The sequence below is a fragment of the Nostocoides sp. genome (assembly GCF_037045025.1).
Lineage (GTDB): Bacteria > Actinomycetota > Actinomycetes > Actinomycetales > Dermatophilaceae > Nostocoides_A.
In genome coordinates, this window is the sequence record NZ_JBAOHM010000007.1 from 739,713 (window position 1) to 760,089 (window position 20,377).

17 protein-coding genes are annotated in these 20,377 nt (G+C 69.4%); 5 read left to right on the forward strand and 12 right to left on the reverse strand.

The features are described from left to right. The first annotated feature begins 27 nt into the window (after nucleotides 1–27). Nucleotides 28–762 (forward strand): alpha/beta fold hydrolase, encoded by a 735-nt coding sequence (locus tag V9G19_RS08130; RefSeq protein WP_462284951.1) that lies wholly within the window; start codon nucleotides 28–30, stop codon nucleotides 760–762. A gap of 119 nt (nucleotides 763–881) precedes the next feature. On the opposite strand, the gene fmt is transcribed toward V9G19_RS08130, so the two are convergent. The 12 genes from fmt to carB form a co-directional block, all read right to left on the reverse strand. Further along, complete coding sequence (gene fmt, locus V9G19_RS08135; protein WP_462284952.1) at nucleotides 882–1,832, reverse strand: methionyl-tRNA formyltransferase; 951 nt, start codon at nucleotides 1,830–1,832, stop codon at nucleotides 882–884. Further along, nucleotides 1,833–2,378, reverse strand: coding sequence for a peptide deformylase (gene def / locus V9G19_RS08140; protein WP_462284953.1), 546 nt, complete (start codon nucleotides 2,376–2,378; stop codon nucleotides 1,833–1,835). A 37-nt stretch (nucleotides 2,379–2,415) separates the two neighbouring features. Further along, the gene (locus V9G19_RS08145) at nucleotides 2,416–4,527 is read right to left on the reverse strand and encodes a primosomal protein N' family DNA-binding protein (protein ID WP_462284954.1); all 2,112 of its coding nucleotides are present in this window, start codon (nucleotides 4,525–4,527) and stop codon (nucleotides 2,416–2,418) included. Nucleotides 4,528–4,706: 179 nt separating this feature from the next. Next, nucleotides 4,707–5,927: a methionine adenosyltransferase gene (metK, locus tag V9G19_RS08150; protein ID WP_462284955.1), complete on the reverse strand. Its 1,221-nt coding sequence runs from the start codon at nucleotides 5,925–5,927 to the stop codon at nucleotides 4,707–4,709. A 109-nt stretch (nucleotides 5,928–6,036) separates the two neighbouring features. Beyond that, the gene (locus tag V9G19_RS08155; protein WP_462284956.1) at nucleotides 6,037–7,356 is read right to left on the reverse strand and encodes a bifunctional phosphopantothenoylcysteine decarboxylase/phosphopantothenate synthase; all 1,320 of its coding nucleotides are present in this window, start codon (nucleotides 7,354–7,356) and stop codon (nucleotides 6,037–6,039) included. A gap of 34 nt (nucleotides 7,357–7,390) precedes the next feature. Then, nucleotides 7,391–7,666, reverse strand: a complete 276-nt coding sequence (rpoZ, locus tag V9G19_RS08160) for a DNA-directed RNA polymerase subunit omega (RefSeq protein ID WP_462284957.1) — start codon at nucleotides 7,664–7,666, stop codon at nucleotides 7,391–7,393. A gap of 15 nt (nucleotides 7,667–7,681) precedes the next feature. Continuing rightward, a complete protein-coding gene (gene gmk / locus V9G19_RS08165) occupies nucleotides 7,682–8,251 on the reverse strand; it encodes a guanylate kinase (RefSeq protein WP_462284958.1) in 570 nt (189 codons plus the stop codon). After that, nucleotides 8,248–8,565: an integration host factor, actinobacterial type gene (gene mihF, locus V9G19_RS08170; RefSeq protein WP_462284959.1), complete on the reverse strand. Its 318-nt coding sequence runs from the start codon at nucleotides 8,563–8,565 to the stop codon at nucleotides 8,248–8,250. Before mihF ends, gmk begins: the two co-directional genes overlap by 4 nt. A 142-nt stretch (nucleotides 8,566–8,707) precedes the next feature. Further along, on the reverse strand, nucleotides 8,708–9,565 hold the full coding sequence (pyrF, locus tag V9G19_RS08175) for an orotidine-5'-phosphate decarboxylase (RefSeq protein WP_462284960.1): 858 nt from the start codon (nucleotides 9,563–9,565) through the stop codon (nucleotides 8,708–8,710). Then, the gene (locus tag V9G19_RS08180) at nucleotides 9,562–10,593 is read right to left on the reverse strand and encodes a dihydroorotate dehydrogenase (protein ID WP_462284961.1); all 1,032 of its coding nucleotides are present in this window, start codon (nucleotides 10,591–10,593) and stop codon (nucleotides 9,562–9,564) included. Before V9G19_RS08180 ends, pyrF begins: the two co-directional genes overlap by 4 nt. Continuing rightward, nucleotides 10,590–11,492, reverse strand: coding sequence for a dihydroorotate dehydrogenase electron transfer subunit (locus tag V9G19_RS08185; RefSeq protein ID WP_462284962.1), 903 nt, complete (start codon nucleotides 11,490–11,492; stop codon nucleotides 10,590–10,592). The genes V9G19_RS08180 and V9G19_RS08185 overlap by 4 nt, the downstream gene beginning before the upstream one ends. Further along, on the reverse strand, nucleotides 11,489–14,788 hold the full coding sequence (gene carB / locus V9G19_RS08190; RefSeq protein ID WP_462284963.1) for a carbamoyl-phosphate synthase large subunit: 3,300 nt from the start codon (nucleotides 14,786–14,788) through the stop codon (nucleotides 11,489–11,491). The genes V9G19_RS08185 and carB overlap by 4 nt, the downstream gene beginning before the upstream one ends. A gap of 840 nt (nucleotides 14,789–15,628) precedes the next feature. On the opposite strand from carB, the gene V9G19_RS08195 reads away from it, so the two are divergent. From V9G19_RS08195 to V9G19_RS08210, 4 genes are all read left to right on the forward strand, one after another. Then, on the forward strand, nucleotides 15,629–17,134 hold the full coding sequence (locus tag V9G19_RS08195; RefSeq protein ID WP_462284964.1) for an IS1380 family transposase: 1,506 nt from the start codon (nucleotides 15,629–15,631) through the stop codon (nucleotides 17,132–17,134). Nucleotides 17,135–17,714: 580 nt separating this feature from the next. Then, nucleotides 17,715–18,473 (forward strand): transposase, encoded by a 759-nt coding sequence (locus tag V9G19_RS08200; RefSeq protein WP_462284965.1) that lies wholly within the window; start codon nucleotides 17,715–17,717, stop codon nucleotides 18,471–18,473. Nucleotides 18,474–18,966: 493 nt separating this feature from the next. Next, a complete protein-coding gene (locus V9G19_RS08205; protein ID WP_462284966.1) occupies nucleotides 18,967–19,725 on the forward strand; it encodes a transposase in 759 nt (252 codons plus the stop codon). 185 nt (nucleotides 19,726–19,910) lie between these two features. After that, a complete protein-coding gene (locus V9G19_RS08210) occupies nucleotides 19,911–20,312 on the forward strand; it encodes a hypothetical protein (protein ID WP_462284967.1) in 402 nt (133 codons plus the stop codon). Nucleotides 20,313–20,377: the final 65 nt, after the last annotated feature.

Below are 20,377 nucleotides of genomic sequence, written 5' to 3' on the forward strand. Positions count from 1 at the left end.
CGCCGACGTCAACGCACAATGGTCGGTGTGGAATCGGTCCGGCTCGTCCTGCTGCACGGCACGCAGCTCAACAGCGCCCAATGGCTGGGGTATGCCGCAGCCCTGCCCGGCATCGACGTGCAGACACCGGATCTGCCCGCGCACGGAACCCGTCGCGACCAGCCGTTCACCTGGGCGGCCGCGATGGCCGTGATCGACTCCGCGGTCAGCGGCGCGTCGCCGGGGACGCGCGTCGTCCTCGCCGGGCACAGCCTCGGCGGCTATCTCGCGACCGCGTATGCGGCGGATTGCCCCGGCCGCCTCGCCGGACTCGGCCTGCTCGGCGCCGCGGGCGAACCGGGTGGCCGCGGCGCAGCCAGCTACCGGGTGATCGCCCGCGTCAACCGCCGCCTTGGTCCGGCCCGGATGTCCCGGATCCTGGACCGTCAGCTGCGGCGGCTGGGCACCCCGGCCGCGACGGCCGACGCGCTGCTCGCCGCCGGCTATAGCTTCACGGGCGTCACCCCGGCCTGGACGGAGGTCATGGCCCGGTGCGGCTCCGCGCAGTTGGCCGAGTTCACCGGCGACGTCTTGCTGGTGGCCGGCCAGTTCGACCAGCTACGCATCCACACCCGCCGGTATGCCGCGGCCGCCCGAAGCGCCCGCTCGGTCCGGATCGTGACCGTCCCCCGCGCCAGCCACGCCTTCCCGCTCAGCCACCGCGAGCAGACCACCGCCGAGCTGGCCCGGCTGTGCGCAGCCGACCCCCACCCCATCCGCTGAGGTCTGCATGTTTGGGTGAGGTCGTACGTTTTGGAGTACGACCTCACCCAAAGATGACGACCTCAGCGCACTATGCCCGACTGAGCGCACTATGCCCGACTCAGCGCACTATGCCCGACTCAGCGCACTGTGCCCGGCGGCAGGTCGACCCGCTCGCCGGGGGCGATCCGCACACCGCGGGCCCAGTCGGGCGCCGGCATCGGCTTCTTGCCGAGCGGGTGGACCTGCTGAAGGACGAGCGGCACGGTCGCCGTCCCCAGTTCGACCCGGCTCTTGGTGACCCGCAACTCCCCGGGCGGCAGCGGGTCGGCCTCCGGACCGCGGAGCGTGACCGGGCCGAGCTTGAGACGCTCACCGCGGAACATCGTCCACGCCCCGGGCGCCGGAGTGCAGCCGCGGATGCGCCGCTCGATCGCGAACGCCGGCTGGGCGAGGTCGAGGCGGGCGTCGGCGACGTCGATCTTCGGCGCCAGGGAAATCCCGTCGGCCGGCTGCGGCACGGGGGTGAGCGTGCCGGCCGCGATGCCGTCGAGGGTGGCGAGCAGGAGCTGCGCTCCGGCATACGAGAGGCGCTCGAGGAGATCCCCGGCGGTGTCGGCGGGCCGGATGCGCTCGGTGAGGGTTCCAAAGACCGGGCCGGTGTCCAGGCCCGCCTCCAACCGGAAGGTGGTGGCGCCGGTGATCTCATCGCCGGCGATCAGCGCGTGCTGGACGGGTGCGGCGCCGCGCCAGGCGGGCAGCAGCGAGAAGTGCAGGTTGATCCAGCCGTGCGCCGGGATGGCCAGCGCCGCGGGCGGGATCAGGTTGCCATAGGCGACGACCGGGCAGGCGTCCGGCGCCAGCTGAGCCAGCTGCGACTGGAGCTCCGGGTCACGCACCGAGGCCGGCGTCCATACCGGCAGACCGAACTCGAGCGCGCGGACCTTGGCCGGCGACAGGCTCAGCGTGCGCCCGCGGCCCGAGCGGGCATCGGGGCGGGTGATCACCGCGAGCAGGTCGTGGCCGGAGCAGGCGAGCAGATCGAGCGCCGGCAGGGCGGCCTCAGGAGTGCCGGCGAAGACGAGGCGCACCTACATCCCCAACCCGAAGGTGGAGTGCGGAGACACCTTGACCCGCACCTCGGGGTCGCCGAACCAGTCAGCAGCCCGGATCGCCTTCATCGCCTCCCGGCGGGCCGCCGGCTCGAGGCGGTCGATGAACAGCACGCCGTCGAGGTGGTCGCTCTCGTGCTGGATGGCGCGGGCGAGCAACTCGCAGCCCTCGAGGAAGACCGGCTCGCCCCACATATTCTGGCCGCGGGCAACGACATTCAGCGCGCGTTTGGTGTCGATCGTCACCTCGGGGATCGACAGGCACCCCTCGAGCCCGTCCTGCTCCTCGGGCCCGAGCTCGAGCACCGGGTTGACGAGATGGCCGAGGATCCCGTCGACGTGATAGGTGAACACGCGCAGCCCCACCCCGATCTGTGGGGCGGCTAGCCCCGAGCCCGGGGCGTCGATCATCGTGTCGGCGAGGTCCTGGACGAGGACCCGCAGCTCCTTGTCGAAGTCGACGACCTCGTCGGCGCGCGTGCGCAGGACGGGGTCACCGAAGAGGCGGATGCGCTGGACCGACACGCGTGGGAGTTTAGGACACCGAGCCCGGCCTCCCGCGTCAGGACAGGTCGGTGACGCCGAGCCGGACCGCGATCTGGTCGGGATCCTTGCGGGCGCTGCGGGCGGCCCGTTCCGCGGCGAGAACGCCGCCGAGGCCAAGCGCGTCGCCCGGGGCGGCCTTGAGGATGAGCCGATGCTCGTCGGTATGCCGCCCCGGCGTGACGCCGTAACGCTCGATCGTCGGCGGCAGCCGGGGGTCGGCGGCCAGCGCCTCCAGCGCGCCCCGGGAACCGGTCACCGCCGCGAGCGTGGTGACCGGGGGCAGGGCGAGCTCGGTCCGGTCGGCCAGCTCGCGGGCAGCGAGCCAGCCGGGGTCCCACCGCACCAGGGCCTCAACAGGAGGAAGCACGACGCCCGGCGCAACGCCGCACAGCACGACGGCGCCCCCTGCCGTGGCGGGACGCACGAGGGCGGCCGCGGCGAGCCAGCGGCGCAGCGCCTCGGGGGCGCAGTCGAGGTCCGGCCGGTCGAGCAGCGCCCACGCGTCCAGCAGGAGGGCGGCGGCATAGCCGCCCTCGGCGACCGGCTCGGCTCCGGGCGTGGCGATGACCAGCGCCGGCGTGCCCGGGACGTCGGCGCGGACCTGGTCGGCGCCGGAGGTGATCACCGCCACCCCGGGGAAAGCCCGGCCCAGCTCCTCGGCGGTGCGCCGCGCGCCGATGACGAGCGAGCGCAGCCGGGTCTCGCCGCACACCGGGCAGACCCAGCGCAGCGCCGGCGTGGCGCACCAGCGGCAGCGCGGCGCGACGCCGTCCCCGCCGAGCTCGAGCGGGCCCTGGCAACGGGCGCAGCGAGCGCGCGCCCGGCAGGTTTGGCAGGCGACCGCTGGGATGTAGCCGCGCCGCGGGACCTGCACGAGCACTGGTCCGAGCTTGAGTGCGGCCGAGGCGGTGCGCCAGGCCAGTGAGGGTAGGCGGGCATTGGTCGCTGCGACGTCCCGCTCCTGCTCCCGGTCCTCGCCGGCAACCAGCACCCGGGGGGCGGCGGCCCGGGTCGCGCCGGCGCTGGCGGCGACCTCACGGGCTGCGCCGGTCGCGACGAGCTGTTGCGCCCAGACGCTGCGGCCGTAGCCGCCGAGCAGCATCCCGGCGCCTTCGATGGCGGCCCGACGGAGGGCGATGTCGGGCACGTGCGGATAGGGGGCGCGCGGCTCGGCGTGCAGGTCGTCACCGTCGTCCCAGACGGCGATCAACCCGAGATCGCGCACTGGTGCGTATGCCGCGGCACGGGTCCCGATCGCGACACGCACCTGGCCGCGGAGCACCTTCAGCCAGGCGGTGTAGCGCGCTTGCGGCCCCTGCTCGGCGCTCAGCCGCACGTGCTTTCCCGGGCCGAGGACCGCCGTCATCGCCGCGTCGAGGCGGTCGAGGTCGCGGCCGTCCGGGACGACGACGAGGGCCCCCCTCCCGCCGGTCTGGGTCGCCGCCGCGGCCTCGGCCAGTGCGCGCGGCCAATCCCGCGCGAGGTCGCCGCCCGCGGGAAGCGCCATCCACACCGCGATCGGCGCCTGGCCGGCCGCGAGGCGGCGCAGCAGGGCCGGCCCGGCCGGGTAGGCCGCCCACGCCTCCCCGCTCGACGCCGCTGCCCTCCGACTCCAGCAGCTCGCGAGCCCCGGCCCGCTCGCCGTCGCCGCAGGGCCTTCAGCGATGGCGGCGACGGGCTCATCCGCAGCGTGCGTCGCCTGGCCGTCTGCCGTGCCGTCCTCGGCATCGCTGCCGTTGTCGGCGCTCGGTCCAGGGGCCAACGCGCGTTCGGCGCGGGCGTGGCGGGGAGGGATCGCGAGCCGGAGCACATCGGCGACGGTTCCGGCATACGCGACGGCCAACTCCTGCGCCAACCGCAGGATCGGTGGCGTCAACACCGGCTCCGGCGAGACCACGGTGCGCAGCGGCGTCAGCCGGCCCTCATGCTCGGCGGCGGCACACCGCTCCATGACATAGCCGGCGACATCGCGGCCGGCGAACCGGACCTTGACCCGCACGCCGGGCACCGCGCTCTGCGCGAGCGCGGGCGGAACGGCATACTCAAACGGCCGGTCCAGGTGGGGCAACCCCGTATCGACGAGCACCCGCGCCACCGGATCGGCAACCGCCTCCTGCTCATCATCCACGGGCAGCGAATCTAGCGCCCGCCACCGACACCGCCCACCGACGTCGCCTCCCCCAACGAAGTTCTGCTAGCAGAACTTCCTTGCCCCCCAACAGGTTGCAAGCTATGGGGAGGTCGACTACGTGCTGCTAGCAGAACTTACTCGCGCACCCGCGCAGACGAACCACTCCTCGCGCCTGCTCAGCCGGCGACGGCGCGGCGCAGCTCTTCGACGCGGTCGGTTTGCTCCCAGGTGAAGGCGCGCTCGACGCCGGCAGCCGAGGTGCGGCCGAAGTGGCCGTAGGCCGCGGTCGGGACATAGATCGGACGCAGCAGGTCGAGGTCGTGGACGATCGCGGCGGGCCGCAGGTCGAAGACCGTCGTGATCGCCTGCTGGATGGCATCGACGGGCGCGGTCTCGGTGCCGAAGGTCTCGACATAGAGGCCGACCGGCTGGGCCTTGCCGATCGCATAGGCAACCTGCACCTCGCAGCGGCGCGCCAGGCCGGCGGCGACGACGTTCTTGGCCACCCATCGGGTCGCATAGGCCGCCGACCGGTCGACCTTGGACGGGTCCTTGCCGGAGAACGCCCCACCGCCGTGGCGGGCCATGCCGCCATAGGTGTCGACGATGATCTTGCGCCCGGTCAACCCGGCATCGCCCATCGGCCCGCCGATGACGAACTTGCCGGTCGGGTTGATCAGCGAGCGATATCCGGAGGTGTCCAGCTCGGTGCCGGAGTCGGCGAGCTCGGCGAGCACCGATCCGATCACGTGTTGCTCCAGGTCGGGCGCGAGCAAGTCCTCCAGCGAGATGCCGTCGGCGTGCTGGGTCGAGACGACCACGGTGTCCAGGCGGACGGCCTTATCCCCCGCGTATTCGATCGTCACCTGGGTCTTGCCGTCGGGCCGCAGGTAGCTGACCAGCCCGGCCTTGCGCACCGCGGTCAGCCGCTCGGCGAGCCGGTGGGCGAGATAGATGGGCAGCGGCATGAGTTCTGCGGTGTCGTCGCAGGCATAGCCGAACATCAGGCCCTGGTCGCCGGCGCCCTGCTTGTCATAGGCGTCGACGGTGCCCATCCGGGCCTCGTATGCCGAGTCCACCCCTTGCGCGATGTCCGGGCTCTGCTGCCCGATCGAGACCGAGACTCCGCATGAGGCGCCGTCGAACCCCTTGGTCGAGGAGTCGTAGCCGATCTCGAGAACGCGGTCGCGGACCAGTCGCGGGATCTCGACATAGGCCTCGGTGGTCACCTCCCCGGCGACGTGCACCAGCCCGGTCGTCACCATCGTCTCGACGGCCACCCGGGCGCCGGAGTCCTGCTCGAGCATGGCGTCGAGGATGGTGTCGGAGACCTGGTCGCAGATCTTGTCGGGGTGGCCCTCGGTGACGGACTCCGAGGTGAACAGGCGAGCGGACACGCGGTTGACTCCTGGACGGTTAAGGGATGCTGCGGACGGCGCGGGCGCCGGGCCGAGGAGCTAGTCTAATCGCCGCCGTCGACGGCCCCGGACACACCCGGGGGCCGCTTCAGGTGAGGACACGGCGGGCAACATCGAGCACGGCATCGGCGATGACCTCCTTGCCGGCCGGGCCGACGTCCACCTGCGGCTGGCCGTCTCGGCGCAGGATGTGCACGGTGTTCTCGTCGCGCCCGAACGTCACATCGACCCCGACCTCGTTGACGACGAGCAGGTCGCAGCCCTTGCGGGCGAGCTTCTCCTGACCAAGCTCGAGCACGCTCTTGCCGGGCTCGCCGGTCTCGGCGGCAAAGCCGACGATCACCGGGTGGGCCGCGGCCCCCCGCTCGGCGACCAGGCCGGCCAGGATGTCGGGATTGCGCACCAGCGTGATCGTCGGCGCGGCGTGCTCCTGCCCCGGCTCGTGCGTCTTCTTCATTTTGCTTTCGGCGTATGCCGCCGGCCGGTAGTCGGCGACCGCCGCGGCCATGATGATCAGGTCGGCCCACCCGGCGTCTTCGCGAACGGCGGCCTGCAGTTGTTGGGCCGTCTCGACGTGGGCGACCTGCACGTCGGGCGGGACGGGCAGGGACACGTTGGCGCTGATCAGCCGCACCAGCGCCCCACGCGCGGCGGCGCGTGCCGCCAGGGCGTAGCCCTGCTTACCCGAGCTGCGATTGCCCAAAAAGCGCACCGGGTCGAGCGGCTCACGCGTGCCACCTGCGGTGACGACGACCCGCCAACCGCTGTAATCGTCCCGTCCGGCAGGTGCCGGCTCCGACGCAGCGGCGGGTGTCGCCGGGTCGACCGGGGCGGCAGTGCTCGCGGGGTGATCGCGGTGAGCCGTCGGCGACGGGTGGGGATGCTCGGCCAGGAGGCGGCGGCATACGGCAAAAATGTCTTCCGGCTCGGGCAGCCGGCCGGGCCCGGTGTCGGCGCCGGTGAGGCGGCCGGATGCGGGCGGGATGACGTGGGCGCCGCGCTCGATGAGCGTCTCGACATTGGCCTGGGTGGCTGGGTGCTCCCACATCTCGGTATGCATCGCCGGCGCGTAGACGACCGGGCAGCGGGCGGTCAACAGCACATTGGTGAGCAGGTCGTCGGCAAGGCCGTTCGCGGCCCGGGCGAGCAGGTCGGCGGTCGCGGGAGCGACCACGACAAGGTCGGCTTCCTTGCCGAGCCGCACGTGCGGCACCTGCTCGACGCGCGACCAGACGTCGCTGGCGACCGGCTTGCCGGACAACGCCTCCCACGTGGGGGCGCCGACGAAGTGGAGGGCGGCGGCGGTCGGGACGACCGTCACGTCGTGCCCGGACTCGGTGAACAGCCGCAACAGCAAGGCGGCCTTGTATGCGGCGATCCCGCCGCTGACTCCGAGGACGATCTTCAACGCGGGTCCTTATGCGGCGGGGACGGCCTGGGTGTTAAGCGTTGACTGGGGTGTCGGTCGGCTCGGCCACGAGCAGGTTCTCATCGATCTCGCGCAGGGCGATCGACAGCGGCTTCTCGTGCATCTGGGAGTCGACCAGGGGGCCGACGTATTCGAGCAGGCCCTCCTGCAGCTGCGAGTAGTAGGCGTTGATCTGCCGGGCCCGCTTGGCGGCGTAGATGACGAGGGCGTACTTGCTGTCGGAATGGGTCAGCAGGTCATCGATCGGCGGCGAGGTGATACCGATGGGGTTCGGTGCGGTTCCAGACACGTGGCCAAGCTCGTTTCACGAGAGAACAGGGGGTGAACCCAGCAATGATACGAGTTCTTCGGCCGCCTGGCGAATGTCGTGGTTGACGATCGTCACGTCGAACTCGTCGGCGGCGGCCAACTCGGCCCGGGCCGTGGCCAGGCGGGCGCGCTGCTCGTCGGCGTCCTCGGTCCCGCGCCCGACGAGCCGGCGGACGAGTTCCTCCCAGTCGGGTGGGGCAAGGAAGACGAAGAGCGCCTCGGGCATCGTGGCGCGGACCTGCCGGGCCCCTTGGATGTCGATCTCCAGCAACGGCCATTGCCCGGCGCGGACGGCCGCCTCGACCGGCGCCCGGGGCGTGCCGTATTTGGCCCGCCCGTGCACAACCGCCCACTCGAGCAGCTGGTCTGAGTGCTGCATCCGGGTGAACTCGGCGTCGTCGACGAAGTGATAGTGGACGCCATCGACCTCACCGGGGCGGGGAGCCCGAGTCGTCACCGAGACCGACAACCACACCTGCGGATAGTGCCGGCGGATGTAGGCGGCGACGCTGCCCTTGCCGACCGCGGTCGGGCCGGCGAGGACGACGAGCCGCCCCGCCCTCACCTGGTCTCGAAGCGCGCGATCAGCGCCGCAGCCTGGTTGGCCCCCAAGCCGCGGACCCGCCGCGTCGGGGAGATGCCGAGTTCCTCGATGACGGCGGCGGCGCGCACCCGGCCGACGCCCGGAAGGGACTCCAGCAGCGCCGAGACTCTCATCTTGCCGATGATGTCGTTGGTGCGGCCCTCCTCGATCACTTGGGCGATCGAGCCGCTGGCGTGCTTCAGGCGGTCCTTCACGGCGGCTCGCTCGCGGCGGGCGGCGGCGGCCTTCTCCAAGGCGGCGGCACGCTGTTCAGGGGTGAGCGGGGGGAGCGCCACGCTCGGCTCCTCTCAGATGTGTCGATGGGCACCATCGCGGCGCCGGAATCCCGGTTCCGGACACGCGCCCAAACCATAGTGAACCGAGCCTAGGACACTCCGCTGCGGTTCGGCCAGATAGGTGGCCGATGCGCCCGGCTTCCTACGGCCCGGAGGGGGTGCCGGTCACCGGCCAGCTGTGCCACGCCGCGGCCCGGATCGCCGTGATCTCGGGGCCGGCGGCAAGCACCTCGCGGCTGGAACTGGGCAAAACCGCCGGCATCGCCGGGCCGAAGACCTCCTGGATGGCCGCGGCGTCGGCGCCTTGGGCACCCAGTCCCGGGGCGAGCAGCGGAGCCTTCGCGCCAGCGAGGTCGAGGCCGAGGTCGGCGACGGCGGCGCCGACGGTCGCGCCGACGACCATGCCGATGCTCCCGAGATGCCCGGCCGAGCGTGCGGCCGCATTGGCGGCGGTGACCCCGGCGACGATCGAGCCGGCGACGCTGATTCCGTCGCGGTTCGCGTGCTGGACGCTCGGGCCCTCCGGGTTGGAGGTCAGCGTGAGCACGAAGACGCCGCGCCCGGTGTCGTGGGCCAGATCGATGGCCGGTTGCAGCGAGCCGAACCCGACATAGGGGCTGACCGTGATCGCGTCGGCCGCCAGCGGGGAGCCATCGGCGAGGTAGGCGCGTGCGTAGCCGGCCATCGTCGAGCCGATATCACCGCGCTTGACGTCGAGCAGCGTCAGGGTTCCTGACCCCCGGAAGGCCGCCAGGGTCTCCTCTAAGACGGCGATGCCGACGCTGCCATACTCCTCGAAGAAGGCCGACTGCGGTTTGACGATCGCCACGTGACCGGCGAACGCGTCGACGCAGGTGCGGGCGAAGGCACCCAACCCGTCCGGGTCGAGCGGCAGCCCCCACGCCTGCAGCAACTCCGGGTGCGGGTCGATGCCGACACACAACGGCCCGAACTGCGCCATCGCCTCCTGCAGCCGTATGCCGAATGCTCCCGTCGTCATGCTCGCTCGCCTTCTCGTGCGGTTGCCTCGCGCGACGCGCGCGCGGCTGCTCGTTGATCTCCGGCGCCGGGTCCGTGGGCGGCGCCGACCAGATCGCTGATGCGCTCGCACCCGCGCGCCGCGAGCAGGCTGGTCAGCTCCTCCAGGACCCGGACCGGAGCGCACGGGTCGGCGAAGGTCGCCGTCCCCACTTGCACCGCCGCGGCGCCCGCGGCGATGAGCTCGAGCGCGTCCCGGCCGGTGCGGACCCCGCCGACCCCGATGATCGGCGCCTCGGGGATGGTCCCGGCGCGCATCGCCGCGTGGACCTGCCAGATCGCGCGGACCGCGACCGGGCGGATGGCCGGACCGGACAGGCCCCCGGTCACGCCGAACAGGTGGGGACGCATCCGGTCGGTGTCGATCGCCATACCGAGCAGGGTGTTGATCATGGTCAGCCCGTCGGCGCCGCCGGCCAGCGCGGCCTCGGCGATCGGCACCAGGTCGGTCACATCCGGCGTGAGCTTGGCAACGAGCGGGAACGACGCCGGCACGACCGCGCGCACCTGCCGGAGCACCTCGGCCGAGCTGTCAGGGCCGCAGGCAAAGACCAGCCCGCGGTTGGCGACATTGGGACAGGAGATGTTCACCTCGATGCCGGCGACGGCCTCCCGTGCGGGAGAGTCAAGGAGCACGTGGGCGACCTCGGCGAATTCCTCCGCCCGTGCGCCGGCGATCGAGACCAGGACCCGGGCACCGACCTCGGCCAGCCAGGGCAGGTCCTCGGCGACGAAGGCGTGAATTCCCGGGCCCTGCAAGCCGATCGAGTTGAGCATCCCGCCGCTGGTCTCGGCCATCCGCGGCGTCCCCCGACCGGATTGGGGGTCACGTTTGACCGATTTGGTGACGAACGCACCGAGCCGGGAGATGTCGAAAAAGCGGTGCAGCTCACGACCATTGGCGGCGCACCCGGAGGCGGTCATCACCGGGTTGGGGAGCGGCATACCGGCCAGGGTGACGCGCAGGTCGGGAGGAGTTGGAGCGGTCATCGGGCCGGGCCGATCGGGGCGAGCGGCGCGGCGCCGACGGCGTCGTCAGGAACGGCCACCCGCCCGTCGGCGATGGCATCCCAACGCACCCGGGCGCCGGCGAAGACCGGCCCGTCGACGCACGAGCGGGTCATCCGGGTGCGCCCGTCGTCACCGACGACCGGGAGCACGCAGGTCATGCAGACCCCGACGCCGCAGGCCATGGCCTCCTCGACGGCCACCTGCGCGGTCGCCCCATGCGCCGTCGCGACCTCGGTGACCGCGCGCAACATCCCCATCGGCCCGCAGGCAACGACCGTGCGGGCCCCGGTCGCGAGCAGCAGGTCGGGGAGCACCGCGGTGACCTGCCCCCTGGTGCCGAGCGAGCCGTCGTCTGTTGTCACGTGCACCGAATCGGTGCTCGCCGCAGCGAGATCGGCGCCGAAGAGCCGCCCGGCGCTCGCCGCGCCCAAGACCAGGTGAGCCGCGCAGCCGGCGGCGCGCACGGTCTTCGCGAACCAGAACAGCGGAGCGCTCCCATAGCCGCCGCCGACGAGGACACACGCCCCGGGCTGCGCCGGCGGTGCGAAACCCTGCCCCAGCGGAGCGACGATGTTGACGACGTCGCCGGGTCGGCAGCGGGTCAGCCAGTGCGTGCCGGGGCCGGCGTCGGCAATGACCAGGTCGACGTGGTCGGCTCCGACGCGGTGGATCGAGAACGAGCGCCGCAGCAGCAGGCCCGAGGTGGGCCCACCCACGGTCAGTGCGGCAAATTGCCCGGGGCGCGCCAACGCGGCGATCCCGGGGACCGCGAGGCGCAGCAGCCGGTAGTCACCGGCCGGCTCGTTGCTCAGCACCGGGCCGTCGACCTGCACGACGCCGTCACCAGTCGCGAGAACCGTTGCCGCAGAGGCCGTCACGCGCCGGCCCGCCCATACAGGTCGAGGTCGGCAGCGTGGTCCTGCAGCGACTTGACGCGGGGCTCTTCCCCGATCGCCGCCTCGATCGCCTGCACGGCCGCGCCGAGTTGCTGCACGGTGGTGATGATCGGTTTGTCCATGGCCGTGGTGGCCTGCCGGATGCGATAGCCGTCGGCGCGTGCGTTCGGCCCGGATGGCGTGTTGACGACCATGTCGATCTCGCCGGCGAGGATCTGGTCGACGATGCTGCCCGCGGCGGTGTCGCGCTCGCTGACCTTCTTGACCACCTCCGACTGTATGCCGTTGCGCCGCAACACATCCGCCGTCCCCGTGGTCGCCACGATCGTGAACCCGAGGTCGCGCAACCGCATCACCGGGAAGACCATGGCCCGCTTGTCGCGGTTGGCCATCGACACGAACACCCGCCCGGATGCGGGGAGCCCCCCGACAGCGCCGAGCTGACTCTTGGCAAAGGCCGAGCCGAAGTCGCGGTCGATGCCCATCACCTCGCCGGTCGAGCGCATCTCGGGCCCGAGGAGGGAGTCGACCGTGTAGCCGTCGTTGGTCCGGAAGCGCCGGAAGGGCAGCACGACCTCCTTGACCGACATGTGTGACTCCGGCGGCAGTTTGCCGCCGTCGCCGTGGGCCGGCAGCAGCCCCTCGGCCCGCAGTTGCGCGATGGAGTCGCCGAGCATCACTCGCGCGGCGGCCTTGGCCAGCGGGATGCCGGTGGCCTTGGCGACGAAGGGGACGGTGCGCGAGGCACGCGGATTGGCTTCCAGCACATAGAGAACGTCGTGGGCGAGCGCGAATTGGACGTTCATCAGGCCGCGCACGCCGATGCCTTCGGCGAGGGCGAGCGAGGAGCGGCGCACCCGGTCGAGTTCTTCGACGCCGAGCGTGACGGGCGGCAGGGTGCAGGCCGAGTCGCCGGAGTGGATGCCGGCCTCCTCGATGTGCTCCATGATCCCGCCGACAAACATCTCCTGCCCGTCATATAGGACATCGACGTCGATCTCGATGGCGTCATCGAGGAAGCGGTCGACGAGGATGGGGTGCTCGGGTGAGGCCAATGCGGCGCGGGTGACATATTCGGTCAGCGTCTCGTCGTCATAGACGATCTCCATGCCCCGCCCACCGAGGACATAGGACGGGCGGACCAGCACGGGATAGCCAATCTCCGCGGCAATCGCGATCGCCTCCGGCGCGCTGAACGCGGTGCCGTGCTTGGGCGCCGGCAGGCCCGCTGCGGCGAGCACCCGGCCGAAGGCGCCGCGGTCCTCGGCCAGATGGATCGCCTCCGGGGAGGTGCCGACGATCGGGACGCCCTCGTCCTTGAGGGCCTGGGCCAGGCCGAGCGGGGTCTGCCCGCCGAGTTGGACGATCACGCCGGCGACCGGACCGGCCTGTTGCTCGGCGTGGACGACCTCCAGGACGTCCTCGAGCGTGAGCGGCTCGAAATAAAGGCGGGAGCTGGTGTCGTAGTCGGTGGAGACGGTCTCGGGGTTGCAGTTGACCATCACGGTGTCGTAGCGCTCGCGCAGCGCGAAGCTGGCGTGCACGCAGGAGTAGTCGAACTCCACGCCCTGGCCGATCCGGTTGGGGCCCGAGCCGAGGATGATCACCGCCTCCCGCTCGCGCGGTTCGACCTCGCTCTCTTCGTCGTATGCCGAGTAGTAGTAGGGCGTGGTCGCCGCGAACTCGGCCGCGCAGGTGTCGACCGTCTTGAACACCGGCCGGATGCCGAGCGCCTGCCGCACGCCGCGGACCACCTGCTCCGGGGTCTTGCGCAGTTGGGCGAGTTGGGCGTCGGAGAAACCGTGGCGTTTGGCCAGCCGCAGCAGCTCGGGGGCGAGCCGATCAGCCCGCGCGATCTCCTCGGCGAGGTCGTTGATCAAGGCGATCTGGTCGAGGAACCACGGGTCGATGCCGGTGATCGCGTGTACCCGCTCGACGTCGACTCCGGTGCGCAATGCCTGCTGCACCAGCACGATCCGGCCGTCGGTCGGTATGGCGATCTGGTCAAGCAGCGCGTCGAGCTCGGCCCCGGTGGCGGGCGCGCCGTGCCAGTGGAAGGAGGAGTCCTTCTTTTCCAACGAGCGCAACGCTTTTTGCAGTGCTTCGGTGAAGCAGCGCCCGAGCGACATCGCCTCGCCGACCGACTTCATCGTCGTCGTCAGCGTCGGGTCGGCCGAGGGGAACTTTTCGAACGCGAACCGCGGAACCTTGAGGACGATGTAGTCCAGCGCCGGCTCGAAGCTGGCCGGTGTCTCGCGGGTTATGTCGTTGGGGACCTCGTCTAGGGTGTAGCCGATCGCCATCTTGGCTGCGATCTTGGCGATCGGGAAGCCGGTGGCTTTGGATGCCAGTGCGCTGGAACGGGATACGCGGGGGTTCATCTCGATCACGATGACCCGGCCGTCGCGGGGGTTGACGGCGAACTGGATGTTGCAGCCGCCGGTGTCGACGCCGACCTCCCGGATGACGGCGATCCCGATGTCGCGCAGGCGTTGATATTCGCGGTCGGTCAGCGTCAACGCGGGTGCGACCGTGATGGAGTCGCCGGTGTGGACACCCATCGGGTCGAGGTTCTCGATCGAGCAGACGACCACGACATTGTCGGCGCGGTCGCGCATGACCTCCAGCTCGTATTCCTTCCAGCCCAGGATCGATTCCTCGAGGAGCACCTCGGTGGTCGGGCTGTAGTGCAGCCCCGCTCCGGCGATGCGGCGCAGGTCCTCCTCGTCGTGGGCGAAACCGGAGCCGAGGCCGCCCATGGTGAACGACGGGCGCACAACGAGCGGGTAGCCGAGTTGCTCGGCCGCGGCCAGGCAGTCCTCGATCGAGTGCGCGATGATGCTGCGCGCCACCTCGGCGCCGCACCGCTCGACCACCCCCTTGAACTCTTGCCGGTCCTCCCCCAACCGGATCGCCTCGACGTTGGCGCCGATCAGCGGGCAGTTGAACTTCTCCAGGATGCCGTTCTCGTGCAACGCCATCGCCGTGTTGAGCGCGGTTTGCCCGCCGAGGGTGGCCAGGACGGCGTCGGGCCGCTCCTTCTCGATGATCTTGGCGACGATCTCGGGGGTGATCGGCTCGACATAGGTCGCGTCGGCGAACTCCGGGTCGGTCATGATCGTCGCCGGGTTGGAGTTGACCAGGACGACCCGGATGCCTTCCTCGCGCAGCACCCGGCAGGCCTGGGTGCCCGAGTAGTCGAACTCGCACGCCTGCCCGATGACAATCGGCCCGGAGCCGATGACCAGGACCGAGGTGATGTCCTCGCGGCGGGGCATCAGTTCTCGCCCCCGAGGGATGGCCCATTGACCGGACCGGTGGCGTGATCCGACGGGCGCGGCCGAGCAGCCATGACCATCCCTTCCCTGCCTCACCGGACAGGCCTTAAAGGAGACGAACGATGCACCCCCCACGATACCCATCGCTCCGTATGCCGCTGTCCGCGGCCCACGGCTCGGACCGCTCGCGCGCAGGCGTAGCTCAACACGGGCAACCGGCCGAACCCGCCCGCGGGAGTCGGCCTTGGCCGTTCCGGTTGCGGGATCGCTCGACCGGGGGCAACCTATAGAGCGGAGGGTGCGTTGCAGCCAGCACGTGAGGATCTGCGCATGGGGCACATCATGGGGACATCATGGGAAGTCGCCACGCTGGGGAGTCGCCACGGCACAGTGACGCACAACAACCACCAAGTGGAGCGCGTGTCTGCTCATTTAAGGGACTCGCTTGGATCTTCTCAGTCACCTGCCCATTTCTGCTTGTAGGCAGCCCTGCGGCGCGCGGAGATGGCGCACAATTCCCCACGAGTGACTTCGCACGGCGCGCGGTTTGGGAGATCTTAACCGCAAGAGCGAACAATTTGACGTCCGGTGACGGCGAACAACGAATCAGCACCCTGCGTATTTCGACTGGCTACGCCATCGAATTGCGCGGGCGCATTTCCAGCGTGGACGGGCTCCGGCACAGAGTCAAGACGAATCACCCATATGCGGGCAGTTCTGTCCCGGATCCGCGAGTAGTGGTGGGGTGATCGGCGTGTGATGTGACGAAGGTGCTTGTCCTACTGGGAGAATCGGGGTTACGAAGCCTTCGATCGTCCAGCGAGGAGAAGCACCTTGTCGATGAAGAGAGTACGTGGTCGTGGCCGGGTGCGGAAGCGGGTGCGGATCGGCGCGCCGGATCCGTCGTTGACCGGGACCTCGGGGGTGGCAGCGCTCGCGGAGTTCATCGAGAAACTGGACCTGGTCGGGCGCCTGGACCGGGGGATCGGTGCGATCAAGGAGCGGGAGCGGGGCGCGACGGGCGGGCAGGTGCTGGTGTCGCTGGCGCAGTGCCAGTTGCTCGGCGGGGATGTGCTGGCCGCGTTGGACCGGCAGCGCCAGGATGTGGCCGGGTCCGCGTTGTCGGCGGTGCCGGTGTTGGCCTCGACCACGGCGGCGGGGTTGGCCCGCCGGTTCGGGCCGGCGCAGCTGGCCGGCCTGGAGAGTGCGGTCGCGGACCTGACCGGTCATGCGGTCGGGTTGTTGCCGGCGTCCCGCCGGGCGGTGTTGGCGGCGGCGGTGACGGTGGACTTGGATTCCACCGATGTGGAGGTGTACGGGCCGACGAAGCAGGGCGTGGCCTACAACTATCACGGTCAGCGCGCGGGCCGTCCGCATCTGGGGACCTGGGCCGAGGCCGGGCTGACCCTGGCCGCGGAGTTGCTCGCGGGGAATGAGGATGTGAGGCCCCGGGCCGCTGACCTGCTGCGCCGCACCCTGGCCGGGATCCCCGAGGACATCCGCTCGGCCGCGGCCGACTGGGATCGGTTGCGGGTGCGCGCGGATGCCGGCTACTTCACCGCCGACCTGGCCCACGCCGCGGTGGAGGCCGGGTGTGACTTCGCCATCGCCGCGAAACGGAACACCGCGATGTGGCGCGCCTACGCCGCGATCACCGAGGACGCCTGGGGTGCGGCGAGCGGGATGCCCGGCGCGCAGGTCGCCGCGGTCGACTACGCCCCGCAGGGGTGGCCGCCGCACACGTACACCATCGTGCGCCGGGTCCGCATCGAGGCCGAGGACATCTCGGGCGACCCCTGCTCCCGGCGTCGGCGCACCATCGAGACGAACCAGCTCGCCCTGGCGTTGGAGGGCGCGGCCAGTCACGCCCACGCGGTCTCCTTCATCGTCACCAATATCCCCGCCAACGACCACCCGGCCAACCCCACCGAGCCGGCCGAGCCGGCCGAGCCGGCGGAGCCGGCGGAGCCGGGTGAGGCGGCCGCACCGGTTGCCTCGATCACGCAGGTCGAGTCCTGGTTCCGCCGCCGCACCGACATTGAGGACCGGATCCGGGAAGCCAAACTCGGGGCCGCGCTGCGGCATCTGCCGTCGGGCGACCACGCCATCAACACGGTGTGGATGTGGGCTGCCCTGCTCGCCGGGAACATCTCCGTTCTGCTGCAAGCCCTGACCGGGATCGACCAGCGTCACCGCGCCCACGGCGCCCGCCTACGCCACGAACTGCTCTGCGTCCCAGCCCGCATAGTCCGCCACGGCCGCCAGCTGATCCTGCGGCTGCCGCCCGACCGCCAGCTCCTGCCCACCGTCCTGGCCCGGATCCGGGCCTTACCCACCGCGGCCTAACCCGCGAATCCCCCGTCCCGACGACCCAGGACCCCGAAGACCCGCCCACCCGAGCGCCACCGGGCCATCCACCCTGCCCGCACCCAAAAACACACTGCCACAACACAAAATCTATCCGCCGTTCACTGGCCGCCCAACCCACACGCAAGCTACTCGCGGATCCGGGTCTGTCTCCGTGGCGGTTTCCAAAATGGTCGACCGCGGCAATCAAGTCGACGTCTACGTCAAGGATCACACCACGATGGAGTATCGCGGCGTTGCGACGCAGGAGGAGTATGTCCTCGGACGAATTTTCACCATGATTCCAACGCGAACGGGATGGGTCATCTCGGCTGAGCGCTACGCTAATCCGCGTGAAAACTCGCTTCCGCCGGCGGACGGCACCACGGCTGTCCAATGGAACGCGAGGGATATGTCGCCGAGCGCCATTCTGAAGAAAATGGGGCACAGTGAGGCTTATTCACGGTGGGGGAATGTAATACAATCGCGACATTCTGATCGGAGCGCCTGACAAAGCCACAGCCCGCTCCAAGAGAAGATTGGGTTACCACACTCAAACCTCCAGATCGGGCCGTCGCGAATGTATTTTACCACCGGTTTCACCACGACCCAGATCGACCGTCTCGTCCTCCTGATCCGCGACCTGCAGAACGCGGGATATTCGCTGGCCTACCCGCCGTCGCTGGGGCTGCGGAAGTCGATCATCATCACCCTGACCTATCTGCGGCGAAACCACACCCAAGACGACCTGGCCGACCGGTACGCCACCTCCCAGCCCACGATCTCGCGGACGATCGCCGCGATGACCCCGGTGCTGGCCGACGCCACCGCCGACTGGATCCCGGTCGCGGACGACCTCGACCCCGAGGTCGTGCTGATCATCGACGGAACTCTGCTCCCGTGCTGGTCCTGGGCCGATGTCCCCGACCTCTACTCCGGCAAACACCACACCACCGGTGTCAACGTCCAGGTCGCCGCCACCCTCTCCGGCCGCCTGCTGTGGGTCTCCGATCCCCTTCCCGGGTCCACCCACGACCTGACCGCCCTGCGCGCCAGCGGCCTCCTGGACGGCGACCGTGCCGCCACGATCATCGCTGACAAAGGCTACATCGGCGCCGGCCTGATTACCCCCATCAAAAAGCCACCCAAGGGAGAACTCACCGACGACCGGAAACAATTCAACAAAGAACTCAACGCGATCCGCGCCACCATCGAACGAACCATCGCCCACCTGAAAACCTGGCGGATCCTCCACACCGACTACCGGCGGCCCTACCACACATTCGCTCAAACCATCACCGCCGTCCTCGGGCTACAATTCCTGAAACTAGCCTCGTGAATAAGCCTCAGTGCGTCGTCGAGCGACCCGTCCGTTCCACGAGACGCGCGGGAAGTCGAAGCCTCTAAAGAGAAGATGGCTCTCTACGAGAGCCAAAGGAGCGGTGCCAAGTCTAATGCGAAGACAACGAATGCGGCTAAGGGTTACGATTATGCTGCAATGGTTGACTATGCCGAGAGATACACCTACACCTACACCTACACCTACACCTACACCTACACCTACACCTACACCTACACCTACACCTACACCTACACCTAGCTGGTCATGGGCAGGTACGCAGAATTGGAAGGTGTTTGCGTACAACGAACTTTCCCGGGTCAGCTTGTTGAGCAACGTGTGGGACGCCATCCCGTCAGATATTGAGGCTTATTCAGGGGGAGGAACGTAATACAAACGCGACATTCTGACCGGAGCGCCTAACAAAGCGACAGCCCGCCCTTAGAGAGAATTGGGTTAGCACACTCAAACACTCCAGAACGGGCCGTCGCGAATGTATTCTACCACCGGTTTCACCAGGGGCCAGATCGACCGTCTCGTCCTCCTGATCCGCGACCTGCAGAACGCAGGATATTCGCTGGCCTACCCGCCGTCGCTGGGGCTGCGAAAGTCGATCATCATCACCCTGACCTATCTGCGCCGAAACCACACCCAAGAAGACCTGGCCGACCGGTACGCCACCTCCCAGCCCACGATCTCGCGGACCATCGCCGCGATGACCCCCGCCCTCGCCGACGCCACCGCCGACTGGATCCCGGTCGCGGACGACCTCGACCCCGACGTCCCCCTGATCATCGACGAAACCCTGCTCCCGTGCTGGTCCTGGGCCGACATCCCCGACCTGTACTCCGGCAAACACCACACCACCGGTGTCAACGTCCAAATCGCCGCCACCCTCTCCGGCCGGCTGCTGTGGGTCTCCGATCCCCTTCCCGGGTCCACCCACGACCTGACCGCCCTGCGCACCCACGGAGTCCTCGACACCGAGGACCTCCTCACCATCGTCGCCGACAAAGGCTATATCGGCGCCGGCCTGATCACCCCGATCAAGAAACCACCCGGTGGAGAACTCACCGACGACCAGAAGCAATTCAACAAAGAACTCAACGCGATCCGCGCCACCATCGAACGAACCATCGCGCATTTGAAAACCTGGCGGATCCTCCACACCGACTACCGGCGGCCCTACCACACATTCGCTCAAACCATCACCGCCGTCCTCGGGCTACAATTCCTGAAACTAGCCTCGTGAATAAGCCTCATTATTCAGTTGGATGCCGAGCGAGATGGCGTTATGAACCATTCCCTAATCGTCACCGACAGGCATGATGGCGATCTATGGCTCACGGGGCACACTTCGGATTACCGCAACCGCTCTTTCGCGTATATACGAGCCTATTATCCCCATGCGCATTGGTACGGATGGCGAACCTAAAGATGCCGCCGCCCAAGTGGGCCGCCATCGTCGCTGTCGCCCTAGTTGCGGTTACCGCCATCACAGCAGGCATCCTAATTCTTCGTCGCTCGAGCATCCAAGACCCAACCGAGTTCATTAGCCACTACTATTCGGCGCTTAACAATGACGATCGTGAGGCGGCCGAAGGTTTCATTTTGAGCGGAGAGGCGGGAACCCGGCAGTACCTCTCGCAACAACTAGGTGCAGCGCCATTCACGGGCCTTAAGATCTCGGTTTCCTACCCGGTTAGCACCGACCTACCGATCGTGGATGTTTCCGGACTGTCCGATGGAAGTCCCTTCACGTCAGGGTTCGAACTCGTGAACAAGGACGGCCACTGGAAGATCATACTCGGGACTCTCCCGTCAAAGCCGATGAGGTAACCGTGTCTTTCTAGTGGCGTGTCGATGAAATAACTTTACTATGAGGCTTATTCACGGTGGGGGAA

Coding starts and splice junctions, on each gene's coding strand:
- pyrF (WP_462284960.1), bottom strand. CDS start 9,565: ATGACGACGGGAGCATTCGGCATACGGCTGCAGGAGGCGATGGCGCAG.
- V9G19_RS08180 (WP_462284961.1), bottom strand. CDS start 10,593: ATGACCGCTCCAACTCCTCCCGACCTGCGCGTCACCCTGGCCGGTATG.
- carB (WP_462284963.1), bottom strand. CDS start 14,788: ATGCCCCGCCGCGAGGACATCACCTCGGTCCTGGTCATCGGCTCCGGG.
- V9G19_RS08195 (WP_462284964.1), top strand. CDS start 15,629: ATGAAGAGAGTACGTGGTCGTGGCCGGGTGCGGAAGCGGGTGCGGATC.
- V9G19_RS08200 (WP_462284965.1), top strand. CDS start 17,715: ATGTATTTTACCACCGGTTTCACCACGACCCAGATCGACCGTCTCGTC.
- V9G19_RS08205 (WP_462284966.1), top strand. CDS start 18,967: ATGTATTCTACCACCGGTTTCACCAGGGGCCAGATCGACCGTCTCGTC.
- V9G19_RS08210 (WP_462284967.1), top strand. CDS start 19,911: ATGCCGCCGCCCAAGTGGGCCGCCATCGTCGCTGTCGCCCTAGTTGCG.